Annotated in this window: 13 protein-coding genes and 1 pseudogene; 9 read left to right on the top strand and 5 right to left on the bottom strand. The window is 65.0% G+C overall.

Annotation, left to right across the window (positions count from 1 at the left end):
- Nucleotides 1–757, top strand: a 757-nt coding sequence (locus A5646_RS04780; protein ID WP_067020235.1) for a glycoside hydrolase family 6 protein, incomplete at its 5' end; no start/stop codon positions are given.
- 99 nt (nt 758–856) lie between these two features.
- Entirely contained in the window at nt 857–1,333 is a 477-nt protein-coding gene (locus tag A5646_RS04775) for a CAP domain-containing protein (RefSeq protein ID WP_197505121.1), read from the top strand.
- Between the two features lie 81 nt (nt 1,334–1,414).
- Here the strand turns inward: A5646_RS04775 and A5646_RS04770 are convergent, their stop codons facing one another.
- From A5646_RS04770 to A5646_RS04755, 4 genes and pseudogenes are all read right to left on the bottom strand, one after another.
- On the bottom strand, nt 1,415–1,936 hold the full coding sequence (locus A5646_RS04770) for a hypothetical protein (RefSeq protein WP_156749067.1): 522 nt from the start codon (nt 1,934–1,936) through the stop codon (nt 1,415–1,417).
- 24 nt (nt 1,937–1,960) lie between these two features.
- Nucleotides 1,961–3,598, bottom strand: coding sequence for a DUF4185 domain-containing protein (locus A5646_RS04765; RefSeq protein ID WP_067020233.1), 1,638 nt, complete (start codon nt 3,596–3,598; stop codon nt 1,961–1,963).
- Between the two features lie 136 nt (nt 3,599–3,734).
- Nucleotides 3,735–4,875, bottom strand: a pseudogene (locus tag A5646_RS04760) (1,4-beta-xylanase).
- Between the two features lie 230 nt (nt 4,876–5,105).
- The gene (locus A5646_RS04755) at nt 5,106–5,537 is read right to left on the bottom strand and encodes a TM2 domain-containing protein (protein ID WP_067020230.1); all 432 of its coding nucleotides are present in this window, start codon (nt 5,535–5,537) and stop codon (nt 5,106–5,108) included.
- A 130-nt stretch (nt 5,538–5,667) separates the two neighbouring features.
- On the opposite strand from A5646_RS04755, the gene A5646_RS04750 reads away from it, so the two are divergent.
- The 5 genes from A5646_RS04750 (at nt 5,668) to A5646_RS04730 (ending at nt 10,149) form a co-directional block, all read left to right on the top strand.
- Complete coding sequence (locus tag A5646_RS04750; protein WP_067020227.1) at nt 5,668–6,054, top strand: DUF2237 family protein; 387 nt, start codon at nt 5,668–5,670, stop codon at nt 6,052–6,054.
- A gap of 97 nt (nt 6,055–6,151) precedes the next feature.
- On the top strand, nt 6,152–7,423 hold the full coding sequence (locus A5646_RS04745; protein WP_067020224.1) for a sulfotransferase: 1,272 nt from the start codon (nt 6,152–6,154) through the stop codon (nt 7,421–7,423).
- Between the two features lie 15 nt (nt 7,424–7,438).
- Nucleotides 7,439–8,677 carry an MBL fold metallo-hydrolase gene (locus tag A5646_RS04740; protein WP_067020221.1) on the top strand — a complete coding sequence of 413 codons (1,239 nt, stop codon included), beginning with the start codon at nt 7,439–7,441 and terminating at the stop codon, nt 8,675–8,677.
- The gene (locus A5646_RS04735; protein WP_066882479.1) at nt 8,674–9,165 is read left to right on the top strand and encodes a VOC family protein; all 492 of its coding nucleotides are present in this window, start codon (nt 8,674–8,676) and stop codon (nt 9,163–9,165) included. Before A5646_RS04740 ends, A5646_RS04735 begins: the two co-directional genes overlap by 4 nt.
- Before the next feature lie 12 nt (nt 9,166–9,177).
- A complete protein-coding gene (locus tag A5646_RS04730; RefSeq protein WP_067020218.1) occupies nt 9,178–10,149 on the top strand; it encodes an LLM class flavin-dependent oxidoreductase in 972 nt (323 codons plus the stop codon).
- A gap of 370 nt (nt 10,150–10,519) precedes the next feature.
- Here A5646_RS04730 and A5646_RS04725 read toward each other — a convergent pair whose 3' ends face one another.
- Entirely contained in the window at nt 10,520–11,170 is a 651-nt protein-coding gene (locus tag A5646_RS04725; RefSeq protein ID WP_066868796.1) for a GntR family transcriptional regulator, read from the bottom strand.
- Nucleotides 11,171–11,237: 67 nt separating this feature from the next.
- Here A5646_RS04725 and A5646_RS04720 point away from each other — a divergent pair, with 67 nt between their 5' ends.
- Together A5646_RS04720 and A5646_RS04715 are read left to right on the top strand one after the other, a co-directional pair.
- A complete protein-coding gene (locus A5646_RS04720) occupies nt 11,238–12,602 on the top strand; it encodes an LLM class flavin-dependent oxidoreductase (RefSeq protein WP_067020215.1) in 1,365 nt (454 codons plus the stop codon).
- A complete protein-coding gene (locus A5646_RS04715; protein ID WP_067020212.1) occupies nt 12,595–13,779 on the top strand; it encodes a CaiB/BaiF CoA-transferase family protein in 1,185 nt (394 codons plus the stop codon). The genes A5646_RS04720 and A5646_RS04715 overlap by 8 nt, the downstream gene beginning before the upstream one ends.
- The last annotated feature ends 4 nt before the right edge of the window (nt 13,780–13,783 follow it).

The following is a 13,783-nucleotide window of genomic DNA, read 5'->3' as shown; positions in this document are numbered from 1 at the left end:
GCAGGCGTACTGGATCGTCCCGGGCGGGTCGGCAGGCACGGTCGGGAAGTATGTCGGCGACGCCAATGCCGCCGGCGCCATCCCGGTGCTGGCGATTTATGGCATCCCGCACCGCGACTGTGGCAGTTTCGCCGCCGGCGGCATGGGCTCGGCCGACGCCTACCGCTCGTGGATCGACGGCATCGCATCCGGTGTGGGGGCTTCGCGAGTGGCGATCGTCGTCGAACCCGATGCGCTGGCCATGGCCGACTGCCTGTCCGGTGATGCGCGCCAGGAACGCTTCGACCTGATCCGCTACGCCGTCGACACTTTCACCCGCGATCCGAACGCGGCCGTGTACGTCGACGCGGGTCACTTGCGTTGGCACAGCGCCGACGACATGGCCGCCCGGCTCAATCAGGCCGGCGTCGGCCACGCGCGGGGTTTCAGCATCAACACCGCGAACTTCTTCACCACCGAGGACGAAATCGGTTATGGCGAGGCCATTTCGGGCCTCACGAATGGCTCGCACTACGTGATCGACACGTCGCGCAACGGTGCGGGACCGGCCCCGGACTCCGACCTCAACTGGTGCAACCCCAGCGGCCGAGCACTGGGCACTCCGCCGACCGCCAGCACCGCGGGCGCACACGCCGACGCCTACCTGTGGATCAAGCGCCCCGGCGAATCGGACGGAACATGCGGCAAGGGTGATCCGCCGGCCGGCAACTTCGTGAATCAATACGCAATCGATCTGGCCCGCAACGCCGGTCACTGAGCGCCGCGAATCGATTTGCGATTCGTGATCGTTCTTGGTTGAAAATGGGTAACATTTAGATACCGAAAACAGCAAAGCGAGCGCGCGACAAGAGGCATCATGGCCAGCAAGGTCGAGATCATCGCCGTCTTCGCGATCTGTACTGCCTTCATCACGGCTCCCGGCGCCCTGTCCGGATTCGTGGCGCACGCCGACGATTCGGGGACCGCGCTGTACAGCGGTATCAACCAGCTTCGCCCGGGATGCGGGCCGATCAGCGACGACCCGCGCTTGACCGAAGCCGCCCAGCGCCATGCCGATGACATGTTGCGCAACGGGGTCAGCGGCCACATCGGGTCGGACGGCTCATCACCGCAGGCGCGCATCACCGCTGCGGGTTATCGGAGCAGGTACTCGGGTGAAATCGTCTTCTGGGGCACCGGATCCGCCGCGACCCCGAAGGAAGCGCTCGACATGTGGATGCAGAGTCCACCGCACCGAGACATCATTTTGAACTGCGCGTATAACGCGGGCGGCTTCGCCACCGCCTGGGACGGCAACAAGATGACCGCCGTCGGGGATTTCGCGGCGTCGTAAAACCTTGTACCAAGCTTTTTTCGAGTCGTAACTTCTGTCGCTATGCCCGGCGACTGTGTTGCCGCCACGCTCGAGCGGTACTCACACGTGGGGCAGCCACCCAGATCCCTTCGGCGACAGCACGAAGCCACGGCCTTGCGGGTCCTTGCACGCGGTCGTGCCTGAGTTGTCGACCCCGCAGATGATGCCGTTCACCGTGATGGAATGGCCCGGAGGCAGCGTTTTGACTGGCTGTCCGTCGATCACGCGTGATGGTTCACCCTCATTCGTCTGCTTCAGCCCAGTGGTGGTTCCGATCCAATTGACTCCGGTGATTCCCGCGTCGGGATTTGAAGGCGCGGGAGGGATCCCGGGCAGGTTGTTGCCAGTGCACTGTGCTTGGTCGGGCATGTAGTTGCAGACGACCCCATCGGGAGTGAGGAAATACACCGTGGGCAGGGGCGGCCGGCCAGGGTTGGAAACGTCGATCGTGTAGTCGCGGACGTTCACTGGTGCGTCTGCGCTCAGATCGGGAAATCGAGGTGGGTCGGCGTGCGCCGTGCAGGCAACTAACAACGTAGCTCCGGCGAGTGTCGTGACGCCGACCAGTTTGTTGATGGCCATATGCATCCAATCGGTTCAGGCGGGTCAGTGATAGGGGCTAAGTTGAAACTCTCGGGTGTTATACGGAGTACCGAACGGCACGCCGCTCGCATCCTTAAGCGTATTCCATTGACTTCCAAATAATTTCAAATCGTCGAGCGTTGATCCGGGCAGGATATATCCACCGTACGGTTGTGGGATGAACTTCGGGCCTCCTGGGTCGCCATTCTGCGCAACGAGGGTTGTGGGCACGTTCGCACTAAACATTTCGGTCGGGTTGGCTCCTACCCGCACTTCAATACTTCCCTTATGCGCGTCTACGTTAAAGCCAGATAAGACGGGCTTCCCGCCGATTTCTCGAAAGCTCAGCTCCCCGTAACGGTTCGGGGTTACCTGTACGGCCTGCTGTCCGGGCTTTCCCCAGTCGTTCCCGTTCCACGGCTGCCAGGTTGAACGATCGAACACGTTGCCGGGATCCGCGCGGTACATGGTGATGCCTCGGCTGCGGTCGAAGGAATCGGCGGCGATGTAGACCTTGCCGTCAGTACCCTTATAGCCGCTGACCTGTGTGGGCGCTTCGCCCGCGCCCCGAAACGACCCCGGCACCATGGCCCACCCCTTACCGGGGTCACCATTAACCTCGACCAGCCACGAAGCCACGGGTTTCAAGTCACCCTGAGTGCCCGTCACCATCATGTAGGTTTTGTCGCCGAGCGTGATCGTCCCAGCTGGCAGGGTGTCGGTAACCCCCTTCGCTTCCGTTGGGATGGGAAATAGCTCGCGACCGCTACCTTCTGCTCCCGTCAATGGCGCCCCGAAATGCGGGCGTCCATCGGCATCGAAGGTCACTGGAACGGCGACAGATCGATAGTGCTCGCCCTCACCGACCTTATTGCCGGAGAACGAATCACCAAAGATAGCGAGGTACTTCCCGGGCTGCCCGGGTACCTCGACGACTTCCCCCAAGTCGGCCGCCCCAATTCCTGGGATGCCGGGAATGCCGCCGGTGCCGGCGATCGGACCGAGATCTCTTACCTCACCGGGTTTCAGTGGGCTTTCGATCCAACCGTCTACGGCTTTCGGGATGTCGTAACCGTCGGCATGCAGAGCGCTCATCGATTTCCGTAAGGTGTCCGAGTAGGCGTTGCGAATTGAATTCATCTGCTTGACGGCTTCGCGGACGTCGTCCGCGGCCTGGGCGTGCGCAGCGTCCCTCAGCTTCTCTAATTTGTCGCGTTCCGACGCGGAGAGTTCGAATGTCAGGTCATGATTTATCGCGTGGATGAGTCTGTCGAGTCCCCGCAGCTCGCTGTCCAGCAGGGCGATCTCTTGAGCCCCTTGCTTTTGCGCATCGGCCAACGCGGCGGCGATGGATTCCAGATCGGCGCCGATCTTCGGTAGTCGCTCAGACTGTGCACCAAGGGATTTGGTGACTCGTTGGACTTCGTCGGAGTCATTGATCGGGTGACCACCGTCCTGGTGGTTCCAAGCGGCGGCAAAGCGTTTCCGCGCGTCTTCGAAGGCGTGGTCGGCTTCGGCGGTGTGCCGACCGGCACCGTGAAAGGCCTCCGCCAAACGGTCGATCTGAAACGGGCTGCCGGCCTGCAGGCTCTGATTGATCGCCCATGGATCGCCGCCGCCCGCCGCGATCAGTTCTGCTTCGGTGAAATTTTCCCACGTCATGACGCCGCCAGTAGCCGACCAACACCGACGACCATCGCCGCCCCCTTCTGAGCAGGTATAACCCTACTACCGGACGGACTGTGGCGGGCGGGCGTTGATCGACTTCAGCGAAGGGTTACCCCGGCCGCAACCCTGATCAGGTCTGGCTACCGGCCAGCTTTCGCACCGTCAGCGCTTCGATGTCTTGAAACGGGCGTCCCTCGGGCCGGATCAGGTCGTGGAACCACACCTTGGGGACCGAGGTGTACGGGTGATCCCATGAGTCCCAGGGGAAGTAGGTCTGCGTTTTGCCGGCCACCAGGCCCCAGTTGATGGCGCCGACGTTGTGGCGCTTGGCAACCGGCAGGATCGATTCGACGGTGCTGCCCTGGGGGCGCGCCATGTACTCGGTGCACAGAATCGGCCGGCCCAGCGGGGTGAGTTCGTTGATCCGATTTTCGAACCCCGAAGGCCCGGCGTAGGAGTGGAAGGTGATCACGTCGGCGTTGGCAAGCTGGATGTCGCTGATCGCGCTACGCCCCTGAGCTTGCCCCCAATCCCCCTGCCACACACCGCTTGCCAACGCCGACGTGATCACCTTCCACTCCTACGCCGGGCCTTCGGGGTTCGAAAATCGGATCAACGAACTCACCCCGCTGGGCCGGCCGATTCTGTGCACCGAGTACATGGCGCGCGGGATTGTCGGGCTCGTTCCACAGGTCCCAGCCCAAAACCCGGTTGTCGTTGCGGAATTGGGTCATCACCGCGGTGACGTAGTCGCGCATGACCGGGACGTAGCGAGGGTCGCCGAGTCGTTCGGCGCCCGGGCTCTGCGCCCACCCCGAGTTGTGCACGCCGGGCCTGGGCGCGCGCTGGCGCCCCGCGCGTGGATGCGGATCCCAACAGGAATCGAAGAACACGAACAGCGGTTTGATGCGGTGGCGCGCGGCGATGTCGACGAATTGCCCTAGGCGCGTTTGGAAGCCACGCTGGTCGGCGGCCCACAGCTGATCATGAAGGAACACCCGCGCGGTGTTGTGGCCGTAGAACTGGGCCCAGCCGAGTTCGGTGTCGATGCGCCGCGGATCGAAGGTATCGGGCTGGAACATCTCGAGCTGGTTGATGGCGTTCGCCGGAATGTAGTTCGCTCCGACGAGCCAGCCCTGCGCTTGATACCAACGGCTCGCGCGCTCGGGTGACCACCGGCCCGCTTCCTCCGCGGAGGCCCGAGGTGCCCGAGCAACGGCGGCGCCCGCCGCCAGTAACAGAGGGAGTTTCAGGGCCGTACGTCGTTCCACGATGTGACGATAAGTTTTCGGGACGATTTCCTCGGGATTTGCTCAGCGCGTCGCGACAGGTTCGTTGTCGGCACCGTCGCACGGCCAAGTTCGCCCGCGATCGTGACCAATCCGTGACCACTACCACCGGCGCGCCCTGGATCGTGGCGAAGTCGTCCAGGTTAAAATCTGGGCCCAACGCAAGCCAAAAGTGTTGGCGGACAGTTGAAAACGTTGTCCAACTCAGGCGCCTAACGCAGCTTGCGACCGTACTTGTCTTTGACGCTGCCCGTGAAGATCATGATCGCGTCGACGATGGCCCAGACGGTGACGCCGAGCAGGACCGGAAATCCGAGAAAACAAAAGAGGCTGAAGAGAACCCCGAACAGCCCCAGGCACAGCTGCGCGACCGCGATCTGCGTCGAGTCGATATAGAAGCGGCCGATACCGAACACGCCGAAGAACAGCTGAAGTAAGCCGGCGGTGGTCGCAAACTTGTCGGACAGCGCCTGCCCGGTCACCGGATCGCGGCCGTACGGCGCCTGGGGGTCGCCGTATCCGGGATAGCCGGGATACCCCGGGAAGCCGGGGTAGGGCTGCGGGAGCGGATATCCCTGCGGAGGCTGCCATCCCCAGGGTGGCTCACCGGGCGGATTTCCGGGTTGGTTGGGCGGCGTCGACATCGATTCGAGTTAACACGCCCGATGCCCGGGCGTCCACACGGGCACCCGATGGGTCCGTCACGCGAAAACCCGACGAAGCAGTCGGCAGATTTTCTTCAAACTTCACCCTCGAGAGCGCAATACTGAACGGGTGCCAGATCGAAACGTGCTTGGCGGCCCGCTGGAACCGTGCGGCACGGACCCGCTGACCGGTTTCTATCGCGACGGCTGTTGCTCGACCGGTCCACAGGATCTCGGGCGGCACACGATCTGTGCGGTGATGACCGCCGAATTCCTCGAGCACCAGCGCTCGATCGGCAATGACCTGTTGACGCCGGTGCCCGAGTACAGGTTCCCCGGTCTGCTGCCCGGCGACCGTTGGTGCGTGACCGCGCTGAACTGGCTGCACGCCCACCACGACGGTTGTGCCGCCCCGGTGGTGTTGGCCGCGACGCACGAGAGCACCCTCGAGGTGGTGCCCCTGGAGGCGCTGCAAGAACACAAGGTCGACGTCCCCGACGATCTGGCCAACCTCTAGCGCCGGCCGGGCGCGGCGAGGTGGATGCACGACGGATCTGCGCCGCGGCTAGCGTCTGTGTCGTCTTTCTCACCTGATGCGTCGGAGAGGGGTTGCGGTGGGTTCCGCGGTTGACGACATCGACTTCGACGACCTGACGGCGCCCCGACTGACCGACGTGCAGCGCCAGATCCTGGAATTCACCGAAGCCAAGCCCGTCGATCTGGACATCGATCGGATGCTCGCCGAGGCCATCGAGCAGACCGGCCTGCCGGCCGGAACCGCCGACCTCGACGACACCGACGGCTTCGCCGACCGGCTGCGGGCGCACGTCGGGGCCATCGAAGCCGACGACGCGCTGCGCCAGCTCACCCGCGGATCGCTGCGCCAACGTGTCGTGCGCCTGCTCCGCAACCGGCTATCGCTCACCGAACTCATCCGGCGCTATCCCGAAATAGAATCTATCCCGATCGAAAAACCGTTCATCGTCGTCGGGATGCCGCGTTCGGGCACCACACATCTGGTGAATCTCATTGCCTCCGACCCGCGCCGGCGCGCGCTGCCGTATTGGGAGAGCCAGGATCCCATTCCCGCGCTGGGGCAGGGCCCCGACATCTTCGGCGTCGATCCCCGCTATGCCCGCGCGAAAGCGGAACATGATGCGCTGATGGCGAGTGCACCCGTGGTGGCCGCGATGCATGACCGTTTTCCCGAGGCGATCGAGGAGGAAGTGGAGCTTCTCGACCTCGACATGGCCTCGTACGTGCTCGAATGGCATGCGCGCGTGCCCGATTGGCGCGACTATTACTTGGGCCTCGACCAAACTCGGCACTACGCGTACATGAAGAAGGTGCTGCAGGCGCTGACCTTCCTGCGCGGTCCACGGACATGGGTGCTCAAGAGTCCCCAGCACTGCGAGCAGCTCGGCCCGTTGATGGCGACGTTTCCCGACGCGACGGTAGCCTTCACGCACCGCGACCCCGCCGCGGTGATCCAGTCGGCGATCACCATGATGGCGTACTCGGATCGGTTGCGCCGCAGCAGCATTGACCCGCAGTGGCTGCTGGACTATTGGACCGACCGCGTGTATCGACTCCTCAGCGCATGCGTGCGCGACCGCCATCTGGTGGCGCCCGAACGCAGCATCGACATCAACTTCCACCAGCTGGGCGGCAACGAGACGCCGGTGCTCGAAAAGCTGTACCAGCGTGCCGGCGTGGAGCTGCCGCCCAAGGTACGCGAACGGTTCCAGCGCTACCTGGACGGTAATCCACGGGGAAAACACGGCCGCATCCACTATGAACTGCAGCGGCACTTCGGCACCTCCGCCGACGAACTGCGCAGCCGTTTCGGCTTCTACCTCGATAAGTTCGACGTCCGTCCCGAATAAAAGGAGTCACCAGCGATGTCCGAACCGGTCTATCGGAGCCGGCCGGGCGCCGACTCGATGCGCCCGGCGTCCGCCGAGAGGGCCGAGGAGATCGCCCCGGGCCTGTGGTGTTCGCCGGGCCTGTCCAACTCGTATCTGCTCACCACGACCGAGGGTCGGGTGGTCATCAACACCGGGATGGGCTTCGAGGGGCCGGTGCATCGCGCCAACTTCGACGCCGTCGACCCGTCGCCGGTGCGCTACATCATCTTCACGCAGGGCCACGTCGATCACGTCGGCGGCCTGGACAGCGTGCGTGATCCCGACACGATCGTTGTCGCGCAGGCGAACTGGAAGAGCTGGCGCGACGACAACGACCGGCTGATCCCGTATCGGGCCAGCCGCAGCGCTTTCGCATTCAAAGACACGTTGGCCACCGGCATTCAGGCCATCCAACGGCGCCTGGGGACGTCGCGGCTGGCGGGCCAGAGCGTGCCGGTGGTCGACATCGATTTCGAAGACACCCTGCGCCTGGAAATCGGCGGCCGGCGAATGGAACTGATTTCGGTGCCCGGTGGAGAGACCACCGACTCCCTCGTGGTATGGCTGCCCAACGAGCGGATCTGCCTGTGTGGAAACACCTTTGGTCCGCTGATCGGGCACATTCCCAACCTGGTCACCATGCGCGGCGATCGGTATCGGGACGCGTTGACGGCGATCGCGTCGGTGGACAGGGTGCGGGACCTGCAGGCCGACCTGCTGGTGACCGGGCACTTCGAGCCCGTCCAGGGCGCCGAGCGCATCGACCGAGAGCTCACGAGGCTGCGAAACGCCATCCAGTACATCCACGACCAAACCGTTGACGGGATGAACGCCGGCAAGGATGTTCGCACGTTGATGCGCGAAATCACGCTTCCCGCGGAATACGAAGTGGGACAGGGCTACGGCAAAGTCGCCTGGGACGTGCGGGCAGTCTGGGAGAACTACTCCGGCTGGTTCCACCACGAATCGACCACCGAGCTTTACCCCGTCGGGTTCGATTCCGTCGCCGCCGACGTGGTCGAACTGGCCGGCGCCGATGCGCTACTCGAGCGTGCCCGGGCTCATTTGGCAGCCGATCGTGCGCTGCAGGCCATCCACTTGGCCGAGCTTGTTCCGGGGGATCATCCGGGGGCTCGCGCCGTGTTGCGCGACGCCCATGAAAAACTTCTCGCCAGCAGCACGAACTTCTGGGAGAGTGCCTGGCTGCGCAACCAGATAGCGAGGAACACATGACGGCATTCGCGTTACGGCCCGAGGACTTCTACCACACCGGCATCATCGTGCCCGACCTCGACGCGGCGATGGCAAGGCTGAGCGCGCTGGCCGGTTACCGGTGGATCACCCCGGTGAGCTACACCTTGCCCTTTCGCACTGCCGGCGGAACCCAAGAGATCACTTCGACTTTCGTCTATTCGCTGCAGGCGCCGCACGTCGAACTGATCAAGGAGGTACCCGGGACGGCCTGGACGGCGGCACCCGGCAACGCGATCCACCACCTCGGCTACTGGACCGACAACCTGGCCGAGAGTGCAAAGATGCTGGAAGACAACGGCTTCAGCTTCGAAGCCACCGCCGACACCGCGGACCCGTCTTCGAACGGCGATCTGGCGCTCTTCGCCTACTACGTCGACGACGCGGGAACCCGAATCGAGATCGTCGACCGCGCGCTGTTCCCGGACTTTCCGGGTTTCCTGCAGGCGGCGGCCGGCCCGGAAGCGTAGCAAGGCGGGCAGATGCTGTTGACGGTGCTGCGCTTCAATTTCGCCTCCCCGCAAGGCGATCCACGCACGCAGGGCAAGCTCTTATCCGCGGCGCTCGAGCTGGGACAGTGGGGAGAGTCCCACGGCATCACGTCCGTCAGCGTCGACGAGCATCACGCGACCGGACACGGGTGGAGCTGCAATCCGATCATGGCCGCGGCGATGTTTTTGGCCCGGACCTCGAAGCTGATCGCGAGCGTCGATTGCGCGTTGGGGCCATTGTGGAATCCGGTGCGACTTGCCGAGGACATCGCCCTCGTGGACAACATGAGCCGCGGACGTCTGCACACAACGGTGGGCCTGGGCTACCGGACGGTCGAATATGACGCTCTCGGAGCCGATTTCAGCCGGCGCGGTGCACTGATGGATGCCCTGCTGGAACGAATGCTCGCCGTGTGGTCGGGTACTGATCCGGAACACGGAATCTGCACCGGCACCTGGTCGCGGCCGCATCCCCCGCTGTACGTCGGGGGTGGCGCACGTGCCACGGCGCGGCGCGCGGCCCGGTTCCGGCTGCCGCTCAGTTTGGCGGACCACCTGCCCGATATCGCCGACTATTACCGCGAGCTGTGTGCGGAGGCGGGCATGTCGCCGTTCATCCTCATGCCGGGGCCGGTCAACCGCGGAATGATCTACCTGCACGAGGACCCCGACCAGGCGTGGGCGGAGCTGGGACAGCATATCCTTTGGGAGGCAGTGACTTACGGCCGGTGGTCCACCGACCAGCGTTCGCTCATGCACCTGCCCGGTGTTCAAACGCTGGACCAGGTCAGGGCGTCGGGACGATACCGCTTCCTCACCCCGGAGCAGCTGATCACGGAGGTGCGCGATGCCGACAACTATGGGCCCCTCGTGATGCACCCCCTGGTCGGCGGCATGCCGGTCGACGAAGCGTGGAAGTCGGTCCAGTTGCTCACCGACCAGGTCTTGCCCGCACTCAGCTGACCGCCTCGAATCGTCAACGCGCGATTGCAAAACCGGAATGCGGGTATGTGAGCTCGAAGCCATGCTCACAGACGAAAAGGGGAGATCCGTTGAGATCTGAGGCGATGATGACGATGACCCTGCTAGGTGGTACCGCCCTGGTGGCGCTGGCGGTCGGTTGTGGTGCGGGCGCGAGTGCAGCGGCAACTCTTCCCGAGGCGCCGCCGACGCCGACATCGTCCAGTCCGGCTCCGCCGGCCCCAGCTGCGCCCGCTCCGCAGCAAGTGCCCTACGGCGGCAGCGGCGAAAGCCCCCCGGCGGGCGGGGGTGGTGCCGCGGGTGGCGCAGGCGGAGGAGCCGGCGGCGGCTGACAGTTGACCGGCGCCCGCGGTTAACCGTCGCGGCGCTGCTCCAGCCAGTCGGCCAGCGAGCGACCCGCGTCCAGGACATGTCGTTCGGCAATGGCGCGCGCACGCTCGGCGTCTTTGTCGCCGAGCGCGTCCAATAGCTCCTGGTGCTCGTCGAGTGAGTGCTTCTCGTGCTCGGGGAACAGGGTGAGGAAATTGCTCGGCACCACCCGGGCGGCCTGTTTGATCTGGTTCATCAGCCGGGGCGAGTGCGCGGCGCGGTGGATCATCTGATGGAAATGCCAGTTCGCCTCGCCGATGCTGTCGTCACCGGATCGAGCGACGACGTCGGCCGCGAGTTCGCGCAGTGTCTCCAGCTCCGGTCGCTCGATCCGTGCGGCCGCCCACGCCGCGGCCTGCCCGGTCAGCACACCGAGGATGGTGAAGCTGTCCAGGACGTCGTCCGGGCTGATGCCGAGCACGGTCACGCCGCTGCGTGGGGCGACCTGGACCAGGCCCTCGAAGGACAGCTCCAGCAGCGCCTCTCGCACGGGGGTGCGGCTGGTCGCGAATTCCTCCGTGATCGCATCGAGGTCGACCCGCGCCCCGGCGGGCAGTGCGCCGGTGAGAATCCGGTCGCGTAGCTCGCGCGCGGCGCGCTCACGGACGGTTCCGGAAATATCGATCCTCGCCACCTGCGCACAATACCAAACGGCAGATCTAGCGTTTGATATCTGAAATATCAGATGTTACGTTTCAAAAATGCGCACCGACAAGATGGCGCTCGTCGCCTTCATGCAGGCCGGCAGCACTTCCGTCTACGCGGGCTCCTGGCGGCATCCCGCAACCGAGCACCGATACCTGGACGCCTCCTACTACGCCAAGATCGGCCGCCAGCTCGAAGAGGGCTGCTTCGACCTGATGTTCTTCGACGACCGTCTGGCGATGCCCGGCGTCTACGGCGGCTCGGTGGGCGAGGCCGTCCAGTACGGCGCCCGCCCGGTCAAGCTGGACCTCAGCGTGATCCTCGGCGTACTCGCACAGGCCACCTCCAGGATCGGGCTGGGCGCCACCTACTCGACGACCTACTACCAGCCGTTCCACGTCGCGAGAACGTTCGCCTCGCTGGATCACCTGTCGGGCGGCCGCGCCGCGTGGAACGTGGTCACCTCGGTCAACGACAGCGAGGCACAGAACTTCGGCGTCGACGCCCACCTCGGCCACGACGAACGTTACGACCGAGCCGACGAATTCATGGACGTGGTAACCGGGCTGTGGGACACCTGGGAGGACGGCGCCGTTCTGCACGACCGGGTGTCGGGGCAGTACGCGGATCCCACCAAGGTGCACGAGTTGGGCCACGTCGGCCGATTCTTCTCCACGCGCGGGCCGTTGACAGTGCCGCGAACCCCGCAGGGCCGCCCGGTCATCATCCAGGCCGGTTCGTCGGGACGGGGACGCGAATTCGCCTCGCGGTGGGCGGAATTGATCTTCACCGGTGATCCCGGGATCGACGTGGCGCGCAGCCACTACACCGATCAGAAGGACCGCATCGCCGACGCCGGCCGCGATCCCGCCGCGGTTCGCATCTGCCCCATGGCATACGCTGTGGTCGGCGAGTCGGAAGCCCACGCCAAGGAGCGCGAAGCCATGTTCCTGGATGATCTGGTTCATCCGATGGCATCGCTGACGCTCTTGTCGGAATTGATGAATTACGACTTCGCCCAACACGATCTCGACGATCCGGTCACCGACGAACTGCTGGCCTCCGTCTCCGGAATCCGCGGTCTGGTGCAGAACCTGCGCACCCATATCGGCGGGGAAACGGTCACGCTGCGCGACCTCGCCAACCATCGCGCCACCCTGCTGCAGGGCCCCCGTTTCGTGGGCACCGGCCCCCAGGTCGCCGATCAGATGGCGGACTGGTTTCAAACCGGAGCCTGCGACGGATTCGTGCTGGCCGCAACGCATCTGCCCGGGGCGTTCGAAGACGTTGTGCGCATGGTGGTTCCGGAGCTGCAGCGCCGGGGGCTGTTCCGCACCGAGTACGAGGCGTCGACGTTGCGGGAACACCTTGGGCTGCAGCGCCCTTCGTGCGCGCGGGTGGCTGCCGGTGCCAATGCTTGACGGGCTGCGGGTACTCGACCTCGCCACCCTGGCCGCCGCACCCCTGGTGGCGACCTACCTGGGCGAGTTCGGCGCCGACGTGATCAAGGTGGAACAACCCGGGCACGGCGACCCGATCCGCGGCTGGGGCAATCAGCGCGACGGAGTCGGGTTGATGTGGAAGTCGATTTCGCGCAACAAGCGTTCGATCACGCTGGACTTGCGCTGCGCCGAGGGCCAGGCGTTGGTGCGCCGTCTGGTGGCGCGCGCCGACGTCGCCATCTTCAACACCCGCCCCCAGACATTGCGCAAGTGGGGGCTGGACTATGAGAGCCTGCGTGCGGTCAACGACCGGATCGTGATGCTGCACATCACCGGTTACGGATTGAGCGGGCCGAAGAGTGAGCGCCCGGGGTTCGGCACGCTCGGTGAGGCGATGAGCGGATTCGCGCATATCACCGGCCAGGCCGGCGGGCCTCCCACCCTGCCGCCGTTCATGCTGGCCGACGGTGTCGCCTCGCTGAACGCGGCCTACGCGGTGCTGATGGCGCTCTATCACCGTGACGTGCACGGCGGGCCTGGGCAGTTGATCGACGTCAACCTCATCGATCCGCTGGCCCGGCTGCTGGAGCAGACGCTGCTGGGCTACGACCAGTTGGGTCTGGTGCCCGAGCGATCGGGCAACAGATGGGATATCTCCGCGCCGCGCAACACCTATCGCACCGCCGACGACAAGTGGCTGGCAATGTCGGGCAGTTCACCGGCGTTGGCCCTGCGGGTGTTCCGGGCGATCGGCCGCAACGACCTGCTGGCCGACGCGGACTTCTCCGACCCGCAGCGACGGCTGGCCCGGGCCCGGGAGGTCGACGCGGTGGTGGCCGATTGGGTTGCCGCAAAGACTCTTTCGGAAGCGATGGCCATTTTCGACGCCCACGAGGTGGCCGCGGCCCCCGTCTATGACATCGGCGATCTAATCGCCGACGAGCAACTGGCGCATCGGGAGGTGTTCATCACCGTCGAGGACGCCCAGCTGGGAGCCATGAAGGTGCAGGCACCCGTTCCGCGGTTCTCCTCGGCGTCCGGCACGGTCGAGCATCTCGGACCTCGCCTCGGCGAACACAACGCCGAGGTCTATGGCGAACTACTCGGGCTGACCGCCAACGACATTGACGACCTGCACGCCCGCGGCGTGCTGTGACAGA

Source organism: Mycobacterium sp. 1245499.0, from assembly GCF_001673615.1.
GTDB lineage: Bacteria > Actinomycetota > Actinomycetes > Mycobacteriales > Mycobacteriaceae > Mycobacterium > Mycobacterium europaeum_A.
Note: the sequence above shows the minus strand (reverse complement) of the source record. Positions and strands in the feature narration are given on the sequence as shown.